This is a genomic window from Arthrobacter sp. B0427-1-12 (assembly GCF_059092905.1).
Map to the genome: position 1 here is coordinate 92,670 of NZ_JBNHIC010000010.1, position 16,278 is coordinate 108,947.

17 protein-coding genes and 2 pseudogenes are annotated in these 16,278 nt (G+C 66.4%); 18 read left to right on the forward strand and 1 reads right to left on the reverse strand.

Annotated features, from left to right (window positions below):
• Nucleotides 1-39: 39 nt before the first annotated feature.
• The 3 genes from ftsY to AC5RWU_RS08935 all read left to right on the forward strand — a co-directional run bounded on the left by ftsY (nt 40) and on the right by AC5RWU_RS08935 (nt 3,094).
• Nucleotides 40-1,254, forward strand: coding sequence for a signal recognition particle-docking protein FtsY (gene ftsY / locus AC5RWU_RS08925; RefSeq protein WP_494030594.1), 1,215 nt, complete (start codon nt 40-42; stop codon nt 1,252-1,254).
• A 194-nt stretch (nt 1,255-1,448) separates the two neighbouring features.
• Nucleotides 1,449-2,759 carry an ammonium transporter gene (locus AC5RWU_RS08930; protein WP_494030595.1) on the forward strand — a complete coding sequence of 437 codons (1,311 nt, stop codon included), beginning with the start codon at nt 1,449-1,451 and terminating at the stop codon, nt 2,757-2,759.
• Nucleotides 2,756-3,094 carry a P-II family nitrogen regulator gene (locus AC5RWU_RS08935; protein ID WP_494030596.1) on the forward strand — a complete coding sequence of 113 codons (339 nt, stop codon included), beginning with the start codon at nt 2,756-2,758 and terminating at the stop codon, nt 3,092-3,094. Before AC5RWU_RS08930 ends, AC5RWU_RS08935 begins: the two co-directional genes overlap by 4 nt.
• Nucleotides 3,095-3,172: 78 nt before the next feature.
• Here the strand turns inward: AC5RWU_RS08935 and AC5RWU_RS08940 are convergent, their stop codons facing one another.
• Nucleotides 3,173-4,585, reverse strand: coding sequence for a glucose-6-phosphate dehydrogenase (locus tag AC5RWU_RS08940; protein WP_494030619.1), 1,413 nt, complete (start codon nt 4,583-4,585; stop codon nt 3,173-3,175).
• Nucleotides 4,586-4,876: 291 nt separating this feature from the next.
• On the opposite strand from AC5RWU_RS08940, the gene ffh reads away from it, so the two are divergent.
• The 15 genes and pseudogenes from ffh to AC5RWU_RS09015 all read left to right on the forward strand — a co-directional run.
• Nucleotides 4,877-6,463: a signal recognition particle protein gene (gene ffh, locus AC5RWU_RS08945; RefSeq protein ID WP_494030597.1), complete on the forward strand. Its 1,587-nt coding sequence runs from the start codon at nt 4,877-4,879 to the stop codon at nt 6,461-6,463.
• A 28-nt stretch (nt 6,464-6,491) separates the two neighbouring features.
• Nucleotides 6,492-7,067: an alpha/beta fold hydrolase gene (locus tag AC5RWU_RS08950; RefSeq protein WP_494030598.1), complete on the forward strand. Its 576-nt coding sequence runs from the start codon at nt 6,492-6,494 to the stop codon at nt 7,065-7,067.
• Nucleotides 7,064-8,187, forward strand: a pseudogene (locus AC5RWU_RS08955) (amidohydrolase family protein). The gene AC5RWU_RS08950 and the pseudogene AC5RWU_RS08955 overlap by 4 nt, the downstream one beginning before the upstream one ends.
• A 22-nt stretch (nt 8,188-8,209) precedes the next feature.
• The gene (locus tag AC5RWU_RS08960; protein WP_494030599.1) at nt 8,210-9,082 is read left to right on the forward strand and encodes a VOC family protein; all 873 of its coding nucleotides are present in this window, start codon (nt 8,210-8,212) and stop codon (nt 9,080-9,082) included.
• A 221-nt stretch (nt 9,083-9,303) separates the two neighbouring features.
• Nucleotides 9,304-9,723: a 30S ribosomal protein S16 gene (gene rpsP / locus AC5RWU_RS08965; RefSeq protein WP_494030600.1), complete on the forward strand. Its 420-nt coding sequence runs from the start codon at nt 9,304-9,306 to the stop codon at nt 9,721-9,723.
• 1 nt (nt 9,724) lies between these two features.
• Entirely contained in the window at nt 9,725-9,967 is a 243-nt protein-coding gene (locus AC5RWU_RS08970) for an RNA-binding protein (RefSeq protein ID WP_494030601.1), read from the forward strand.
• Nucleotides 9,968-10,101: 134 nt separating this feature from the next.
• Nucleotides 10,102-10,650 carry a ribosome maturation factor RimM gene (gene rimM, locus AC5RWU_RS08975; protein ID WP_494030602.1) on the forward strand — a complete coding sequence of 183 codons (549 nt, stop codon included), beginning with the start codon at nt 10,102-10,104 and terminating at the stop codon, nt 10,648-10,650.
• Entirely contained in the window at nt 10,651-11,487 is an 837-nt protein-coding gene (gene trmD, locus AC5RWU_RS08980) for a tRNA (guanosine(37)-N1)-methyltransferase TrmD (protein ID WP_494030603.1), read from the forward strand.
• A gap of 221 nt (nt 11,488-11,708) precedes the next feature.
• Nucleotides 11,709-12,068 carry a 50S ribosomal protein L19 gene (gene rplS, locus AC5RWU_RS08985; protein WP_494030620.1) on the forward strand — a complete coding sequence of 120 codons (360 nt, stop codon included), beginning with the start codon at nt 11,709-11,711 and terminating at the stop codon, nt 12,066-12,068.
• A gap of 17 nt (nt 12,069-12,085) precedes the next feature.
• The gene (gene lepB / locus AC5RWU_RS08990; protein WP_494030604.1) at nt 12,086-12,790 is read left to right on the forward strand and encodes a signal peptidase I; all 705 of its coding nucleotides are present in this window, start codon (nt 12,086-12,088) and stop codon (nt 12,788-12,790) included.
• A gap of 62 nt (nt 12,791-12,852) precedes the next feature.
• Nucleotides 12,853-13,782, forward strand: coding sequence for a signal peptidase I (gene lepB, locus AC5RWU_RS08995; protein ID WP_494030605.1), 930 nt, complete (start codon nt 12,853-12,855; stop codon nt 13,780-13,782).
• 19 nt (nt 13,783-13,801) lie between these two features.
• Nucleotides 13,802-14,629, forward strand: a complete 828-nt coding sequence (gene rnhB, locus AC5RWU_RS09000) for a ribonuclease HII (protein ID WP_494030606.1) — start codon at nt 13,802-13,804, stop codon at nt 14,627-14,629.
• Nucleotides 14,626-14,952, forward strand: a complete 327-nt coding sequence (locus AC5RWU_RS09005; protein WP_494030607.1) for a DUF2469 domain-containing protein — start codon at nt 14,626-14,628, stop codon at nt 14,950-14,952. The genes rnhB and AC5RWU_RS09005 overlap by 4 nt, the downstream gene beginning before the upstream one ends.
• Before the next feature lie 104 nt (nt 14,953-15,056).
• Complete coding sequence (locus AC5RWU_RS09010; protein WP_494030608.1) at nt 15,057-15,413, forward strand: YraN family protein; 357 nt, start codon at nt 15,057-15,059, stop codon at nt 15,411-15,413.
• 435 nt (nt 15,414-15,848) lie between these two features.
• Nucleotides 15,849-16,073: pseudogene (locus AC5RWU_RS09015) on the forward strand (transposase); the annotation flags it as partial.
• Between the last annotated feature and the right edge of the window lie 205 nt (nt 16,074-16,278).

A 16,278-nucleotide genomic window follows, 5' to 3' on the forward strand; every position in this document is an offset into this window, starting at 1 on the left:
CTCATCCCGCCGGAAGCGCCGTGTGAGAAGCTAAGACGTGTGAACGATACTCTTGCGGTAATTATCTACGTTGTTATTGCCATTGCCGTTGTGGGTAGCCTCGCCGTCCTCCTGCTGCGGGGGCGCAAGGTTCCCAAGGGCACCTATCCGACGACCCGCGACGAGAACGACCAGGCCCCGGGCGGCACCGCGACCGCCACGCTCGAAGAGGCCCCGCCGGCGGCCCCGCCCGCGGCTCCCCAGGCTCCGCCGGAGGCCGAGGTCGCCGTTCCCGAAGCCGAGGTCGAGGAAACCCTTGCCGGCATCGAAGCCATTCCGGTGGAAACCCCGGCACCTGTCGAGGGCCGTCTGGCCCGCCTGCGGGCGCGGCTGATCAAATCCAACAACGCGATCGGCAAGGGTCTGCTGGCGCTGCTGTCCAGCGACAGGATCGACGAGGATGTCTGGGACGAGATCGAGGAAACGCTGCTGCTGGCAGATCTGGGCACCGAACCCACGATGGAGCTGGTCGACGCGCTGCGCGACCGGGTCAAGGTTGCCGGCAGCCGCAGCCCGGAAGAGGTCAAGGTCATGCTGCGCGAGGAGCTGGTTCGGCTGATTGACCCGGCGATGGACCGCAGCCTGGCCACCGACCGCCATGCCGACCGTCCCGCCGTTGTGATGGTGGTCGGCGTCAACGGCGTCGGCAAGACGACCACCGTCGGCAAGCTGGCCCGCGTGCTGGTGGCGGAGGACAAGGACGTGCTGCTGGGGGCAGCGGACACCTTCCGTGCCGCCGCGGCGGAGCAGCTGGCCACCTGGGGGCAGCGCGTCGGCGTGCCCACGATCAAGTCCGACGTCGATGGGGCAGATCCTGCCTCCGTCGCCTTCGAGGCGGTCAAGGCGGGCATCGAGGGCGAGGTCGACGTCGTCATGATCGACACAGCCGGCCGCCTGCAGAACAAGGTGGGCCTGATGGATGAGCTGGGCAAGGTCAAGCGGGTCATCGAGAAGCAGGCCACTGTGGACGAGGTCCTGCTGGTGCTGGATGCCACCACCGGCCAGAACGGCCTGAGCCAGGCCAAGGTCTTCGCCGAAGTGGTCAACATCAGCGGCATCGTGCTGACCAAGCTCGACGGAACCGCCAAGGGCGGGATCGTGGTCGCCATCCAGCGCAGCCTGGGCGTACCCGTCAAGCTGGTGGGCCTGGGTGAAGGGGCCGACGACCTGGCCCCGTTCGAGGCGGAAAGTTTCGTCGATGCCCTCCTGAACTGACAGCGGCAGGCGCCGTTTACGTCGCCGAAACAAAGCGGTCACGTGTTTTTTACGTGGCCGCTTTTTTCGTAACCGGCCGGCAACACATCCCCGCATGGCTTGAAACACATGTCCCGGAAGCTTGGAAGCGAACGACGGAAGACGTCGTAGCGGCGGGACCATCCCGCCTCAGGACTTCAGGGGAAGGACGTGCAATGGATCTGACTGCGGGTCACGTCTGGGTGATGGTATCGGCGGCGCTCGTGCTGCTGATGACGCCGGGACTGGCATTCTTCTATGGCGGTATGACACGGGCCAAGGCGGCCCTGAACATGATGATGATGAGCTTCATCTCGGTCGGCATCGTCGGGGCCGTCTGGGTCCTGTGGGGCTACTCGATGAGCGGCGGCGACGGCGTGCTGCAATTGTTCGGCGATCCGTTCGCCGCCTTCGGTCTGGCGTCCCTGCTGGGCACCGAGGACCTGATCAGCGCCGGCTACGGCGCAACGTTCGCCATCATCACGGTCGCCCTGATCAGCGGCGCGATCGCCGACCGGGCCCGTTTCGGAGCCTGGTCCGTCTTCGTCCCGGTCTGGGTCACCCTGGTCTACTGCCCGATGGCCTTCATTGTATGGGGCGGCGGCCTGCTGGGCGCAGAGGGCGCCATTGGCACCGCGGTCGGCGAGGCGATCGACTTCGCTGGCGGGACCGTGGTCCACATCAGCGCCGGCACCGCCGCGCTGGTCCTGGCACTGATCCTGGGCAAGCGCAAGGGCTTCGGTAAGGATCCCAGCCACCGCCCGCACAACATCCCGTTCGTCATGCTCGGTGCGGCCCTGCTGTGGTTCGGCTGGTTCGGCTTCAACGGAGGCGCCGCAGGCTCGGCCCAGGAAGCCGGCCTCATCTGGGTCAACACCATGGCCGCTCCCGCAGCAGCCATGATCGGCTGGCTCCTCACCGAGCGGATCCGCGACGGCCGTCCGACCTCCCTGGGTGCAGCCTCCGGCGTCGTCGCAGGCCTGGTCGCCATCACCCCGGCCTGCGCCAATGTCAGCCCGGTCGGCGCACTGGGCCTGGGCCTGGCCGCCGGCGTCATCGCCGCCCTTGCGGTCGGCCTGAAGTACCGGCTTGGCTTCGACGACTCGCTCGACGTCGTCGGTGTCCATCTGGCCGCCGGCATCGTCGGCACCCTCGCCATTGGCTTCATCGCGCTGCCGGTCGACGGAGAAGGCGGCGGCCTCTTCTACGGCGGCGGACCGGGGCAGCTGGGCGCCCAGGTGGTGGCCACTCTGGTGGCGATCGTCTACACGGCCGTCCTGACCCTGGCCATCGGATTGGCGATCCACCGGAGCATGGGCTTCCGGGTCACCGAGGAGCAGGAGGTCGCCGGCGTGGACCTGAGCGAGCATGCGGAAACCGCCTACGAATTCGGCAGCCTCAGCACCGGCCGCACCTTCAAGCCTTTCCCGCAGGCAGCAGACCTGAACGCCACCGCCTACAATGCACCGGAAGAGGTCAAGGCATGAAACTCGTCACGGCCATCATCCGTCCCGAAAAGCTCGACGACATCCGCTCCAGCCTGGAGAGCTACGGCGTCCAGGGCCTGACGATCAGCCAGGCCAGCGGCTACGGCCGCCAGCGGGGCCACACTGAGGTCTACCGGGGGGCGGAGTACACCGTGGACCTGCTGCCGAAGGTGCGGGTGGAGGTGCTCGTGGCGGACGAGTGGGTCAGCGACATCGTTGACGTCCTGGTCGCCACCGCCAACACCGGCCGGGCCGGCGACGGCAAGGTCTGGGTCATCCCGGTTGAGGAAGCGATCCGCGTCCGCACCGGCGAGCGGGCCGAGGCAGCACTGTAGCCGAAGCGAACACAGCCGCAGCGCACCTGTTCCGCCAGGGAATGGGTGCGCTGCTGCTGTGTCCGGTGTGCGGACGGCTCAGGCGGAGGTATCCACCTGCTCGAGGGGCTTGTCCTCGCGCGAGGTGTCCCACGTCGGGCAGCCTCCGGAACCGGCCGGATATTCCTCCAGCGGAACCTTGTTGGCGGTCCAGGCGCCAAGGACCGGTTCCACGATGCGCCAGCAGTCCTCGGCGATATCGCCGCGCACGGAGAGGAGCGGATCGCCCTGCAGGACTCCGTCCAGGACTTCGCTGTATGGCAGCAGGCCGGAGGGATTGAGCTGGGCGGTCATGACGGCCCGGTCCAGCGTGAAAATGTCACCCGGGCCGTTTACATCGATTTCCAGTTGGAGCGTATCCGGGCCGAAGCCGATCCGCAGCCGGGTGGGTTCGTCCACGCCGCGCAGGCCCGTGGGCAGGTGGTCGATCTGCTTGAAGGTAATGATGGCTTCCTTCTGCCGCGTCCCCAGAGCCTTGCCCGACCTCAGGATGAACGGCACGCCGGACCAGCGGGAGTTGTTGATGGACACCTCGATCTCGGCCAGGGTCTCGGTCATCCGCGACGGATCGACGCCCGGCTCATCGATGTAGCTCGGAATGCTGCGCTCGCCGATGTGCCCGGCCGTGTACCGGGCCCGCCGCGTGGTCCGGGTGAAGTCCGGGTCCACTGAACTGGCCCGCAGCACGCTGCCGACGTGGTCCCGCAGGTCCCGTTCGCCCAGCGTCGCCGGCGCGTTCAGGGCCAGCAGCGCCATGATCTGCAGCAGGTGGCTTTGGATCATGTCCCGCAGGGCGCCGGCGCCGTCGTAGTAGCGGGCGCGCCCTTCCAGGGCCAGGTCCTCGTCGAAGATGATCTCCACCTTCTGAATATGGAGATTGCTCCACAGCGGCTCGAAGAGCCGGTTGGCGAAGCGTAGGCCCAGGATGTTGAAAACAGTCGCCTTGCCGAGGAAATGGTCCACCCGGTGGATATGGTCCTCCGGGACCAGTCCCGTCAGCGTCCGGTTGAGGGACCTGGCGGATTCGAGGCCGGTCCCGAACGGTTTCTCCAGCACCAGTCGGGTCCCTTCCGGCAGATCCTCGGGCCGGAGCACTTCGCAGGCCTTCTGGCTGACAGCAGGCGGCAGGGCGAAGAAGATGGCGACCGGAGCCGGCAGCGAGGCCAGCAGCCCGGCAAGCTTTCCTGGCTCCGTCGCATCCAGTGCGTGGTACGTCGTCGACTCCTGCACATCGCGCAGCGCCGACCGGCCGGCGTCGTTGGCGTCTGCGGCATTTGGTTCGAAAGCGCCGGCGACGCGGTCCTGCCACTTTTCCTCGCTCCAGTCATCCGAGCCGGCGCCCACCAGGTTGAGGCCTGCGGTCCGGCCCTGGGCCAGGAGCCTGCCCAGGCCGGGCAGCAGCAGGCGGCCGGTCAGGTCGCCGGAGGCACCCAGGATCAGCAGCGTCTGCACGGCACTATGGCCATTGCCGGAGCGGAAGTCGGACGTCGGCTGGGCCGCGGATTCCGCAGCCGGTACATTTGAAGAAGTCACGGAACTTACCCTGCCACTTCGGGCCGCCGTTGTCTCGGCTGTGCGGCAGCGATCGTGGTCCGGTCCGCAGCAGTTGTTATCCTTGATAGTTGAGCCCGGACAATGTCCTGAGAAGTCCAGCGCAGTCCCACGAATATTTGGAAGGCTGCCAGTGGAATCAGGCTCTGTCTGTGACATCTGGCCCATAGCGATGAAAGAAGTACACGGCGCGTGTTCAATTCACTCTCTGACCGGTTGACAGCAACCTTCAAGAACCTGCGCGGCAAGGGGCGCCTCTCCGAGGCTGACGTCGATGCCACGGTGCGGGAGATCCGCCGCGCCCTGCTCGATGCCGACGTCGCGGTGACGGTGGTGCGCGAATTCACCGCCAAGGTCAAGGAACGTGCCCTCGGGGAAGAAGTTTCCCAGGCGCTCAATCCCGGCCAGCAGATCGTCAAGATCGTCAACGATGAGCTCGTCGGCATCCTCGGCGGGGAAACCCGCCGCATCCGGCTGGCCAAGAACCCGCCGACGGTGATCATGCTCGCCGGCCTGCAGGGTGCCGGTAAGACCACCTTGGCCGGAAAACTGTCCAAATGGCTCAAGGGGCAAGGCCACAGCCCGATCCTCGTCGCCGCCGACCTGCAGCGTCCCAACGCGGTGACCCAGCTGCAGGTGGTCGGCCAGCGCGCCGGCGTGCCGGTCTTCGCGCCGCATCCGGGCACCACCTCCGAATTCGATGTTGCCACCGGTGATCCGGTCACCGTGGCCCGCGAGGGCGTCGAGCACGCCCGGGCGAAGCTGCACGACGTCGTCATTGTGGACACCGCCGGCCGCCTGGGCATCGACGCGGAGATGATGCAGCAGGCCGCGGACATCCGCGCCGCGATCTCCCCGGACGAGGTCCTGTTCGTCATCGACGCCATGATCGGCCAGGATGCGGTCAACACGGCCAAGGCCTTCGAAGAGGGCGTCGACTTCACCGGCGTCGTGCTGTCCAAGCTCGACGGCGATGCCCGCGGCGGTGCCGCGCTCTCCGTCGCGTCCGTGACCGGCCGGCCGGTCATGTTCGCCTCCACGGGCGAGGGCCTGGACGACTTCGAACTCTTCCACCCGGACCGGATGGCCTCGCGCATCCTCGACATGGGCGACATCCTCACCCTGATCGAGCAGGCCGAAAAGAGCTGGGACAAGGAGGAAGCCGCCCGGATGGCGAAGAAATTCGCCGACCAGGAGGACTTCACCTTGGAGGACTTCCTGGCCCAGATGCAGCAGATCCGCAACATGGGTTCGATGAAGAAGATGCTCATGATGATGCCGGGCGCCGCGAACATTCGCGAGCAGCTGGAGAACTTCGACGAGCGGGAGATCGACCGCGTGGAGGCGATTGTGCGCTCCATGACCCCGCACGAGCGCGTCGCACCCAAGATCATCAACGGCTCCCGCCGCGCCCGCATTGCCCGCGGTTCCGGCGTCCATGTCTCCGAGGTCAACGGGCTGCTGGAGCGCTTTGGGCAGGCCCAGAAGATGATGAAGAAGATGGCCGCGGGCGGCGGCATCCCCGGGATGCCCGGGATGCCCGGTCCGGGCGGCTTCGGCGGCGGCCGGAAGGCCAAGCAGACCGCCGCCAAGAACAAGAAGAAGGCACGTTCCGGCAATCCGGCCAAGGCTGCCCAGCAGCTGGCCGAGGCAGAGGCACGCCGGGCCAATGCACCGAAGTCCCTGCCCACCGGAGCATCCTTCGGCCAGCAGAAGCAGGACTTCGACCCGTCCGCACTCAACCTGCCCAAGGGCTTCGAGAAGTTCCTGGGCAAGTAGCGTCCCCGGCGGCAGTTAGGTTGGATGCATGAAGAAGGAACGCATCGTCTTTGTGCACGGCGCCGGTCCGGCCGGTGCCGCAGCCTGGCCGAACCAGCACAAGCTCGCCCTGCCCTATGACTGCCTGTTCCTCAAACGTGCCGGCTTCGAGGAACCCGGGCCCGCGGTCCCTGACTACTGCGCCGACGCGGACAGCATCCTGGAACTGCTGGAAGACGGCGGCCACGTGGTCGCCCATGCCGAGGGCGCCGTTCCCGCCATGATGGCTGCGGTGGAGCGTCCCGACCTGGTCCGGTCGCTGGCCCTGATGGAACCGGCGCCGCTGTCCCTGACCCGGGACCTGCCCGTCACCGAAAGCTACATTGCCGGCAATGCCGCCCTGCCTGCCCGGCCGTGGGAGGCCCCGCTGGACCTTGTGCCCGGCGTGTCGACGCTCGTTGAGACCGGTGCCTGGGAGCCGCTGTACGAGGAGGTGGCGGAGTACCTGGCCGCGACGGGCGCCAAGCATCTGCATGCGGGCGGAAACCACCGGCCCCAGGACACGGCCGAGGGCCATCAGGCGCTGCTGGACTTTATCCGCGCCAACGGAGGGTGGCAGGCATGAGCGGGATCCTGCATGTCACCGGCCACATCCTTGTTTCGCCGACCGAAGAACGCCGGCAGTTGTGGATCCGGGACGGCACGATCACCTTCGAGGTCCCCGGCGGCGACGTCACCGGCCGGCTGGAGGGCTGGGTCCTGCCAGGCTTCGTCGACGCGCACTGCCACATCGGCCTGGCGGCCGGCGGCATGGTTCCCGATGCGGCAGCCGAGGAGCAGGCCCTGCTGGACCGCGACGCCGGAACCCTGCTGGTGCGGATGCCGGCGTCGTCAATGACACCCGCTGGATCCAGCAGCGGCAGGACCTGCCGCGTTTGATCCGGGCCGGCAGGCACGTCGCCCGCACCCGCCGGTATTTGCGCGATTTCGCCTCTGAGGTGGAGCCGGAGGACCTCGTGGAGGCGGTGCGCAAGCAGGCGCGCGCCGGCGACGGCTGGGTGAAGCTGGTGGGCGACTGGATCGACCGCGGCGCCGGCGACCTGGCTCCCGCTTTTCCTGCGGCGGTGCTCAGGGACGCGGTAGCCGCCGCGCACGACGAGGGTGCGCGCGTCACTGCCCACTGCTTCGCCGAACAGACCCTGGACGACATGCTGGACGCGGACATCGATTGCATCGAGCACGCCACCGGCATGCTGGAGCGGCACATTCCCCGGTTCGTGGAACAGCCGGTACCGATCGTGCCGACGCTGATCAACATCGACACCTTTCCGGAGATCGCCGCGTCCGCGGAGGCCAAGTTCCCGGTCTATGCCGCGCATATGCGCGACCTCTGGGCACGTCGCCATGAGACCGTCCGCAGGGCATTCGAAGCGGGCGTGAAGATCTACGCCGGCACGGACGCCGGCAGCGTGATCCGGCACGGCCGGATCGCCGATGAAATCATCGAACTGACCCGGGCGGGCCTGCCGACGGCGGCGGCGCTGGATGCCGCAGCCTGGGGCGCCCGCCAATGGCTGGGAGCCGAGGCGATCAGCGAAGGCGCCAGCGCCGACGTCGTGATCTGCCGCGAGGACCCGCGGACCGACATCAGCCAGGTGGCTTCGCTCACGCACGTGATCCTCCGCGGCAAGGTGGTCCGGCAGCCGGAGCTGCCCTGGACAAACCGGGGGTTGCGGAATAGATGAAGCTTCAAGTAAAATTGAGGGCATGATCCAAGCAACCTCCCAGGACCTCCTTCCCGCAGACCTTTCGATGGGCACCGTGATGCTCAAGGTAGGCGACATGTCCGCCATGTCGACCTATTACCAGCAGGCCCTCGGCCTGGATGTCGTCGCCGAAGCCGACGGCGGCCTGTACCTGGGCCGCGGCACGCGCCCCCTGGTCCATCTGGCCCCGGCCAAGGGACTGCAGTTGCCGTCCCGCGGAGAGGCCGGGCTGTTCCACACCGCCTTCCTGTTCGAGGAGCGTTCGCACCTGGCTGCCACCGTTGCCAGCGCCGCACAGTTCAATCCCCGGGCCTACGTAGGCAGTGCGGACCATCTGGTCAGCGAGGCTTTCTACTTCACGGATCCCGAAGGCAACGGCATCGAGCTGTATTTCGACAAGCCGCGGGAGAGCTGGGAGTGGATCAACGGGCAGGTCCGCATGGACAATGTCATGCTGCCGCCGCAGCAGTACCTGGGCGACCATCTGACACAGGAGGCCGTGGCGCACCAGAGTAATGCTGGGGCCGAAATCGGCCACATCCACCTGCAGGTGGGCGACGTCGAAACGGCACACCGGTTCTACGTCGGCATCCTGGGTTTCGAGCAGACCGCAGGCTGGCACGGCCAGGCGCTGTTCGTCGCCGCCGGCGGCTACCACCATCACATGGCCATGAACGTCTGGAACAGCCGCGGCGCAGGCCCGCGTAAGGATACGCTCGGCCTGGGCGAAGTGCTCATCCGGGTTCCCGCTGCGGATGAAGTCGGGGCCGTGGCGGACCGCCTGAAGCATGCCGGAGTCTCCAGCCACCACACCGGTGCCGAACTGCGCTTTGAAGACCCGTGGCGGAACCGGATCCGCATCGCGGTGGCCTGACCGGAACCGGCCGGCAGATCCGCCGTACCGATCGTGACCGGTGAACCTGCCGGGGCGTGTCGCATGCCCGGCAGGTTTTCTGGCACAATAGTCAGGTACTCGATCCGTGCAGCCCCTCTCTCTGCGCGTGTGTCTTGTCCTCAGAACCCTACGATTGGCCTGCCCCACGGGAGCATGAAAACGGGTTCGCCCACTTTCCAGAACCAGGAGTGACCACAAAAGTGGCCGTAAAGATTCGCCTTAAGCGCCTCGGCAAGATGCGCGCCCCGTACTACCGCATCGTCGTCATGGACTCCCGCGAAAAGCGTGATGGCCGTGCGATCGAAGAGATCGGCAAGTACCACCCGACCGAGGAGCCCTCGTTCATCGAGGTCAACTCCGAGCGCGCCCAGTACTGGCTGGGTGTCGGCGCGCAGCCTACCGAGCAGGTTGCCGCGATCCTCAAGATCACCGGCGACTGGCAGAAGTACAAGGGCCTGCCGGGTGCTGAGGGTACCCTGAAGTCCAAGGTAGCCAAGGAAGCGTTCGCCGCCCCGGAGAAGGGTTCCGTCATTATTCCGGAAGCCATCACCCCGAAGGCGAAGAAGGAAGAAGCCGAAGAGGCTCCGGCCGCCGAGGCAGAGACCACCGAGGCTGAGTAAGTTGCTGGCCGAAGCGCTCGAACACCTGGTCCGTGGCATCGTTGACAGTCCCGAGGACGTCAAGGTCACGGCGAAGAACAACCGCCGCGGGGAGACCCTCGAGGTTCGTGTCCACCAGGATGATCTGGGCCGCGTGATCGGACGGCAGGGCCGTACAGCCCGCGCCCTGCGCACGGTCGTGGCAGCCCTCGCCGAGGGTGAACCGGTGCGCGTCGACGTCGTCGACACGGACCGCCGCCGCTGACCAGCTTCGGCTGCAGCGCCCACCAATTTCATAGGATCCGGCCCCGACACCAGATAATGGTGGAGGGGCCGGACGCTTTTCCCACCGGCCGGGCCCGGCCCCGGGCCGGACGGAGAAACAACATCAGGAGAACCATGCAGGTACAGGTCGCACGAATCGGCAAGCCGCACGGCATCCGCGGCGAAGTGACCGTCCAGGTCCTCACGGATGCACCGGAAGACCGGTTCACCGTGGGCGCGGCGTTCATCGTCGAGCCGGAAAAGCTGGGACCGCTGACCTTGCGCAGTGCCCGCTGGAACAAGGAGATTCTGCTCCTGGGGTTCGAGCAGGTCCAGGACCGCAATGCCGCCGAACTGCTGCGCGGCGCCAGGCTTTTCATCGACAGCGGCGAAGCCGAGGACGAGGAAGACACCTGGTATGAACACGAACTGGTGGGCCTGAAGGCCAAGGTGGGGGACGTCGTCGTCGGTACCGTTGCGGCACTGAACACGATGCCGGCGCAGGACCTCCTGGTCATCGAAGACGCGCACGGGGAAGAGGTGCTGGTACCGTTCGTGGAACAGATCGTGCCGGAGGTGAACATCGCCGAGGGTTTCGTGCAGCTGACGCCGCCGCCAGGCCTGTTCGAGCTAAATTCCCCGGGGGCGGCCGGCACCCCCGACGACGGCGAGGGCGAACGCTAGGTGCGCATCGACGTCGTCAGCATTTTTCCCGATTATCTGGCCGCCCTGGACCTGTCCCTGATCGGCAAGGCACGCCAGGACGGGCTGCTGGACCTGAGGGTCCATGACCTGCGTGATTTCACCAGCGACCGGCACCGCACCGTGGATGACACGCCGTACGGCGGCGGCGCCGGCATGGTCATGAAGCCGGAGCCCTGGGCGCAGGCGCTGGAAGCGGTGGTTGAGAGCGCCGGCGGAGTCCCGGTGGTTGAGCCGAGCGCCAACGGAGCCGACACCCCGCCCGCCCGCCGTCCCGTCCTGATCGTCCCGTCGCCGGCCGGTGAAGTGTTCACCCAGCGCCTCGCCTATGAGCTGGCCGAGGAGGAGCACCTGGTCTTTGCCTGCGGGCGGTACGAGGGCATTGACGAGCGGGTCCTGGAGTGGGCCGCCGACCGTTTTGCCGTGCGTCCCGTGAGCCTGGGCGACTACGTGCTCAACGGCGGTGAGGTGGCGGTCCTGGCGATGGTGGAGGCGGTCGGCAGGCTCCTTCCCGGCGTCGTCGGGAATCCGGAGTCGCTGGTGGAGGAATCCCACTCCGACGGGCTGCTGGAGTACCCGGTGTATACGAAGCCCTCGCTCTGGCGGGAGCGCGGCATACCGGAGGTGCTGCTGAGCGGCAACCATGCCAGGATCGCGCGGTTCCGGCGCGATGAGCAGCTGCGCCGCACGGCCCGGCGACGCCCGGACCTTATCGAGGCGCTTGACCCGGAATCGCTGTCCCCCCAGGACCTGGCGGCACTGGAAGCGCTCGGCTACCGTCCGGCCGGAGGGCGGCTGGAAAAATCCAACGGGGATTAGCTCCCGCCTGGCCTGGTGTGACACAATAGGGAGTCGCGTTTACTGGGCCTGCTCCTGCCACGGGGGGAGTGCCGCCAAACAGCCAAACGCACCGGCTGCCGATCCCGGACGCCGGTCTACAGAATGTTCGGCAGTAATTCCGCAGCCCGGCTTTTGCCTGCGCGGCTTTGCTGCCGTGACCGAAAGTGAATGACCTGTGGCGTTCACCAGGAGTGACTGACATGCACATCCTCGACTCTGTCGACGCAGCTTCGCTGCGCAGCGATATCCCCGAGTTCCGCGCGGGCGATACCCTGAAGGTCCACGTGAACATCATCGAAGGCCGCAACTCGCGCGTCCAGGTGTTCCAGGGCTTCGTCCTCGGCCGCCAGGGCGACGGCGTCCGCGAGACCTTCACGGTCCGCAAGGTCAGCTTCGGCGTCGGCGTGGAGCGTACCTTCCCGATCCACTCTCCGATCATCGACAAGATCGAAGTTCTCACCAGGGGCGACGTCCGCCGGGCCAAGCTGTACTACATGCGCGACCGGCACGGTAAGGCTGCGAAGATCAAGGAGAAGCGCGACTTCACCGCCGCGAAGTAGCTTTTTCGCTGAAACTGTTGCAGGATACATCCGCTCCGGAGGAATCCGAGGAGCATCCGGAACGCCGGCCCCGACTGGGCTGGCGTTTCGTGCTCTCAGCGTTCGCAGCGGCCGTGGTGCTGGCCGGCATTGTCCGGGCCGTACTGATTGATGTCTACTACATTCCGTCCGATTCGATGGAGCCGTTGCTGGAGGCCGGGGACCGGATCCTCGTGTCCAAAACGGACTACCGTCAGGGATCCATCGAGCGCGGCGACGTCGTGGTCTTCGATGGCCGCGGTTCCTTCGCACCGCTGGATTCAGGGCAGCCGGCCGTCGTCGACGGTCTTCATGCGGCGGGTCAATGGCTGGGGATCGCAGGCAGCGATACCGTCTACGTCAAGCGGGTCATCGGCCTGCCGGGCGACCGGGTAGCCTGCTGCGATGCCGGCGGCCGCATCGAGGTCAACGGCCAGCCCATCAGGGAGGATTACCTCTACCCCGGGGATGTGCCCAGCGAGTCCAATTTCAGCGTCGAAGTGCCGCAGGGTAGGTTGTGGGTACTGGGGGACCACCGGTCGGTGTCGGCTGATTCGCGTTCCCTGCTGGGGGCTCCGGGCGGTGGCTTCGTGCCGGCGGACCGGGTGATCGGACGGCCGCTGTCCATCCTGTGGCCCCTTGACCGGGCCGGGGAACTGCAGCTAACCGGACCGGTGCCGGAACCGTTGTTGGATGAGCAGTAACTATCCGCCGCATCCGAACACGGACGGGAAATTTGGATCACGAAAGACAGGGGACTGAGCCGATGCCGAAGACCTTCCCGGAGAAGTCCGACGACGAGGCGTTCGTCCCGCGCTCACCCCAGGATCCTGCCACTGCGGCCGGCGCCGTTCAGGCGTCCGGCCCGGACTTACCGCGACGAGATGAGACCCAGACGATGAAGCAGAAGCAGCCGCGCGAAACCCGCACCTTCGGCAGTTGGATCAAGGAAATCATCACCATCGTGGCCATCGCGCTGGTGCTGTCCTTCCTGATCAAGACGTTCTTCTTCCGGGCTTTCTTCATCCCTTCCGGCTCCATGGAGAACACGCTGCAGGTCAACGACCGCATCTTCGTGAACCTGATGGTGCCGGATCCCTTTGATCTGTCCCGCGGCGATGTCATCGTCTTCAAGGACACGAAAGCCTGGCTCCCGCCGGTTCAGCCCGAACCTGAAGGCCCGGGCACCTGGGTCAAGGATGCCCTGGTCTTCGTGGGGCTGCTGCCAGACGAATCGCAGCAGCACCTGGTCAAGCGCGTCATCGGCCTGCCGGGGGACGGGGTCATCTGCTGCGACGCCGACGGCAGGATCACCGTCAACGGCGAAGGACTGGATGAGCCCTACCTGTTCCCCGGCGCCAGCCCCTCCGACCGCGCCTTTGACGTGACCGTACCGGAAGGCAAGCTGTGGGTCATGGGAGACCACCGCAATGCGTCGGCTGACTCCCGTGAACACCAGGAAGGCCCGGGCCAGGGTTTCATCGATATCGCCGATGTCGAGGGCAAGGCCGCCGTCATCGCCTGGCCGCTGAACCGCGTTGGCTTCCTGGGCAACTATCCGAACGTCTTCGAGGGCATTCCGGAACCGGCCTCCGCTCCGCCGGCAGCGCAGTCCGGGCAGGGCGGGTCTGTACCGGGCGGGTCTGTACGCTACGAGTCTGTACCGGCCGAACTGCAGCGGCGAGAATTGAACTGAAACCAACGATGGCGCAGCGATGACCACTGATCCCGTAAACCCCGTCGACTCCGTGAACCCCCGCGCCGGCAGAGCGCGCGGCACGGCCCGCAGCGCCAAGGCGGCACCTACGCTCAAGTTCGAGCGTTCGTTCACGGCCTCCGGACACCGCTACATAGCCGGGTGCGATGAAGTCGGACGGGGAGCGCTGGCCGGTCCGGTCAGCGTCGGCATGGTCGTCATCGACATTTCGGCGGTGCGGGCGCTTAAGGGAGTGAGGGACAGTAAGCTCCTGTCCGTTTCCGAGCGTGAACAACTGGTTCCCAGGATCCAGCGCTGGGCTGTAGCCTACGGCGTAGGACACTCCAGCAACCGGGAAATCGATGAGCACGGCCTGATGGCCGCCCTGCGGTTCGCAGGCAACCGGGCATGGCAGCAGGTGCTCCTGACCGTCCGGCCGGAAGTGGTGATCCTGGACGGGAACCATGACTGGCTGTCGGGACAGCAGCAGGCATCGCTGTTCGACGACCCCGCTGAAAACGCCTGCGACGCGCCCGTTTTTACGAAGATCAAGGCGGACCTGCAATGCCTGAGCGTCGCGGCCGCGAGTGTCCTTGCCAAGGTCGAGCGGGACGCCATGATGACCGAACTGGCCCTGCGGCACCCCGGCTACGGCTGGGAAGTCAACAAGGGCTATGCGACGGAGTCGCACCGTGCGGCGATCGCGGGGATGGGGGCCTCCGCAGTGCACCGCACGAGCTGGCGCCTTGGCACATCCTTCGGCCCGGACGGGTTGCGGCCGGCGGGGCCCCAGATGGCTGTTCCCTGCGCTCCTGAGGTTCCGGCCAGTGCGATGATAGAGCCATGAGCGCCGAAGACCTTGAGAACTATGAAACCGACATGGAACTGCAGCTCTACCGCGAGTACCGGGATGTAGTAGGCCTGTTCAGCTATGTGGTGGAGACCGAACGGCGGTTCTACCTGGCCAACCACGTCGATCTGCAGGCGCGTTCAGCCGACGGCGAGATCTATTTCGACCTGACCCTCCAGGATGCCTGGGTCTGGGACGTTTACCGTTCCGCCCGGTTCGTCAAGAGCGTGCGGGTCATCACTTTCAAGGACGTCAACGTCGAAGAGCTGGCCAAGTCGGACGACCTAGCCCTTCCCAAGGACGGCAGCCTGGGCAACTGACTGGTCCGGCACACGCTGCCGGGCCGGCTGCGTTCTCCACATAGCCCGCCCGTGCCCTGCCTCCGCCATGGCCCCTGAGCCACAGTATGGGCGGAGGTGGTTTCATGAGAGCGAAGGACGTTCTGGGCCGGCGCGGGGAAGCGCTGGCAGCCGAGTACCTTGCGGACGCCGGTCTGCATATTGTCGACCGGAACTGGAGGTCCCCGGCCGGGGAGATTGACATCGTCGCGGTCGATGAGGCGACGCTGGTGGTGGTGGAGGTCAAGACCCGGTCCAGCCTCGACTACGGGCACCCGCTGGAGGCCATCAGCGCAACCAAGCTGGCGCGGCTCTGTCTGCTGGCGGGGCAATGGGCCCGGGCCCACGATCTCCGGCCGGCCGGCTACCGGGTCGATGCGCTGGGGATTGTCGACGACGGCATCAACCCGCCCGCGATCGAGCACCTGAAGGCGGTGGGCTAGATGCCGCTGGGAAGGACATTTGCCGTCGCGCTCGTCGGGCTCAATGGCCACTTGGTGGAGGTCGAGGCGGACATCGGCCAGACCCTGCCTCATTATTCTGTTGTTCGGCAACCACCGGAGAAAGACCAGAGCCAAGGCTGAGGTAGGAGAAGAGGATTCGGCACCCTCGTCAAACGGCAAGGGCGAGTAGCCAGGGAGCCGACTAAACTCAACCATCACGCACAGGAGACCGTTTCACGCTCCAGCCCACCCGACTGCCTCGACAAATCCTTACATCGGGCCTATTTTGATCACGGTATGGCTCACGCCTGCGGGCCGGATCAGTCGAAACGGATATATGCCCGCAGGGAAGCGTCCCGATACTCCGACATTTCCTGGTAGCCGAGCGATTCGTAGAACGCCTTTTGCCCGGGTTCGTCGTCGATCAGCAGGGTGCTCTTCGTCGATGCGATCGTCGTCAAGGTCCGCGACGGTCAGGTGCGCAACACCCCGTTCTACGTCGTCATGGGCGTCACCACTAATGGGGAGCGGGAAATCCTGGGCATCTGGGCCGGCGACGGCGCCGAAGGCGCCCGGTTCTGGCTGCAGGTCTTCTCCGAGCTGAAGAACCGGGGCGTGGAAGACGTGCTCATCGCCGTCTGCGACGGATTCGGGGGACTGTCCCTAGCTCCTCTGTCAAGCAGCGAGGATGAGCGTGCGGGCTGCGGAGGTTTTCTGATCGTCGATCAGAGCTCGATATACGACGTCGGATAGTCGGCGTTTGAGGATACGCAGTGCTTCCATGCCGCCGTCCCCGCCTGCTTTGCGGCGGGCGAGAAGCTCTCGCGCGCCCGGGTGGCAGCGGGCCTGGGTGAGCGCGATCCGG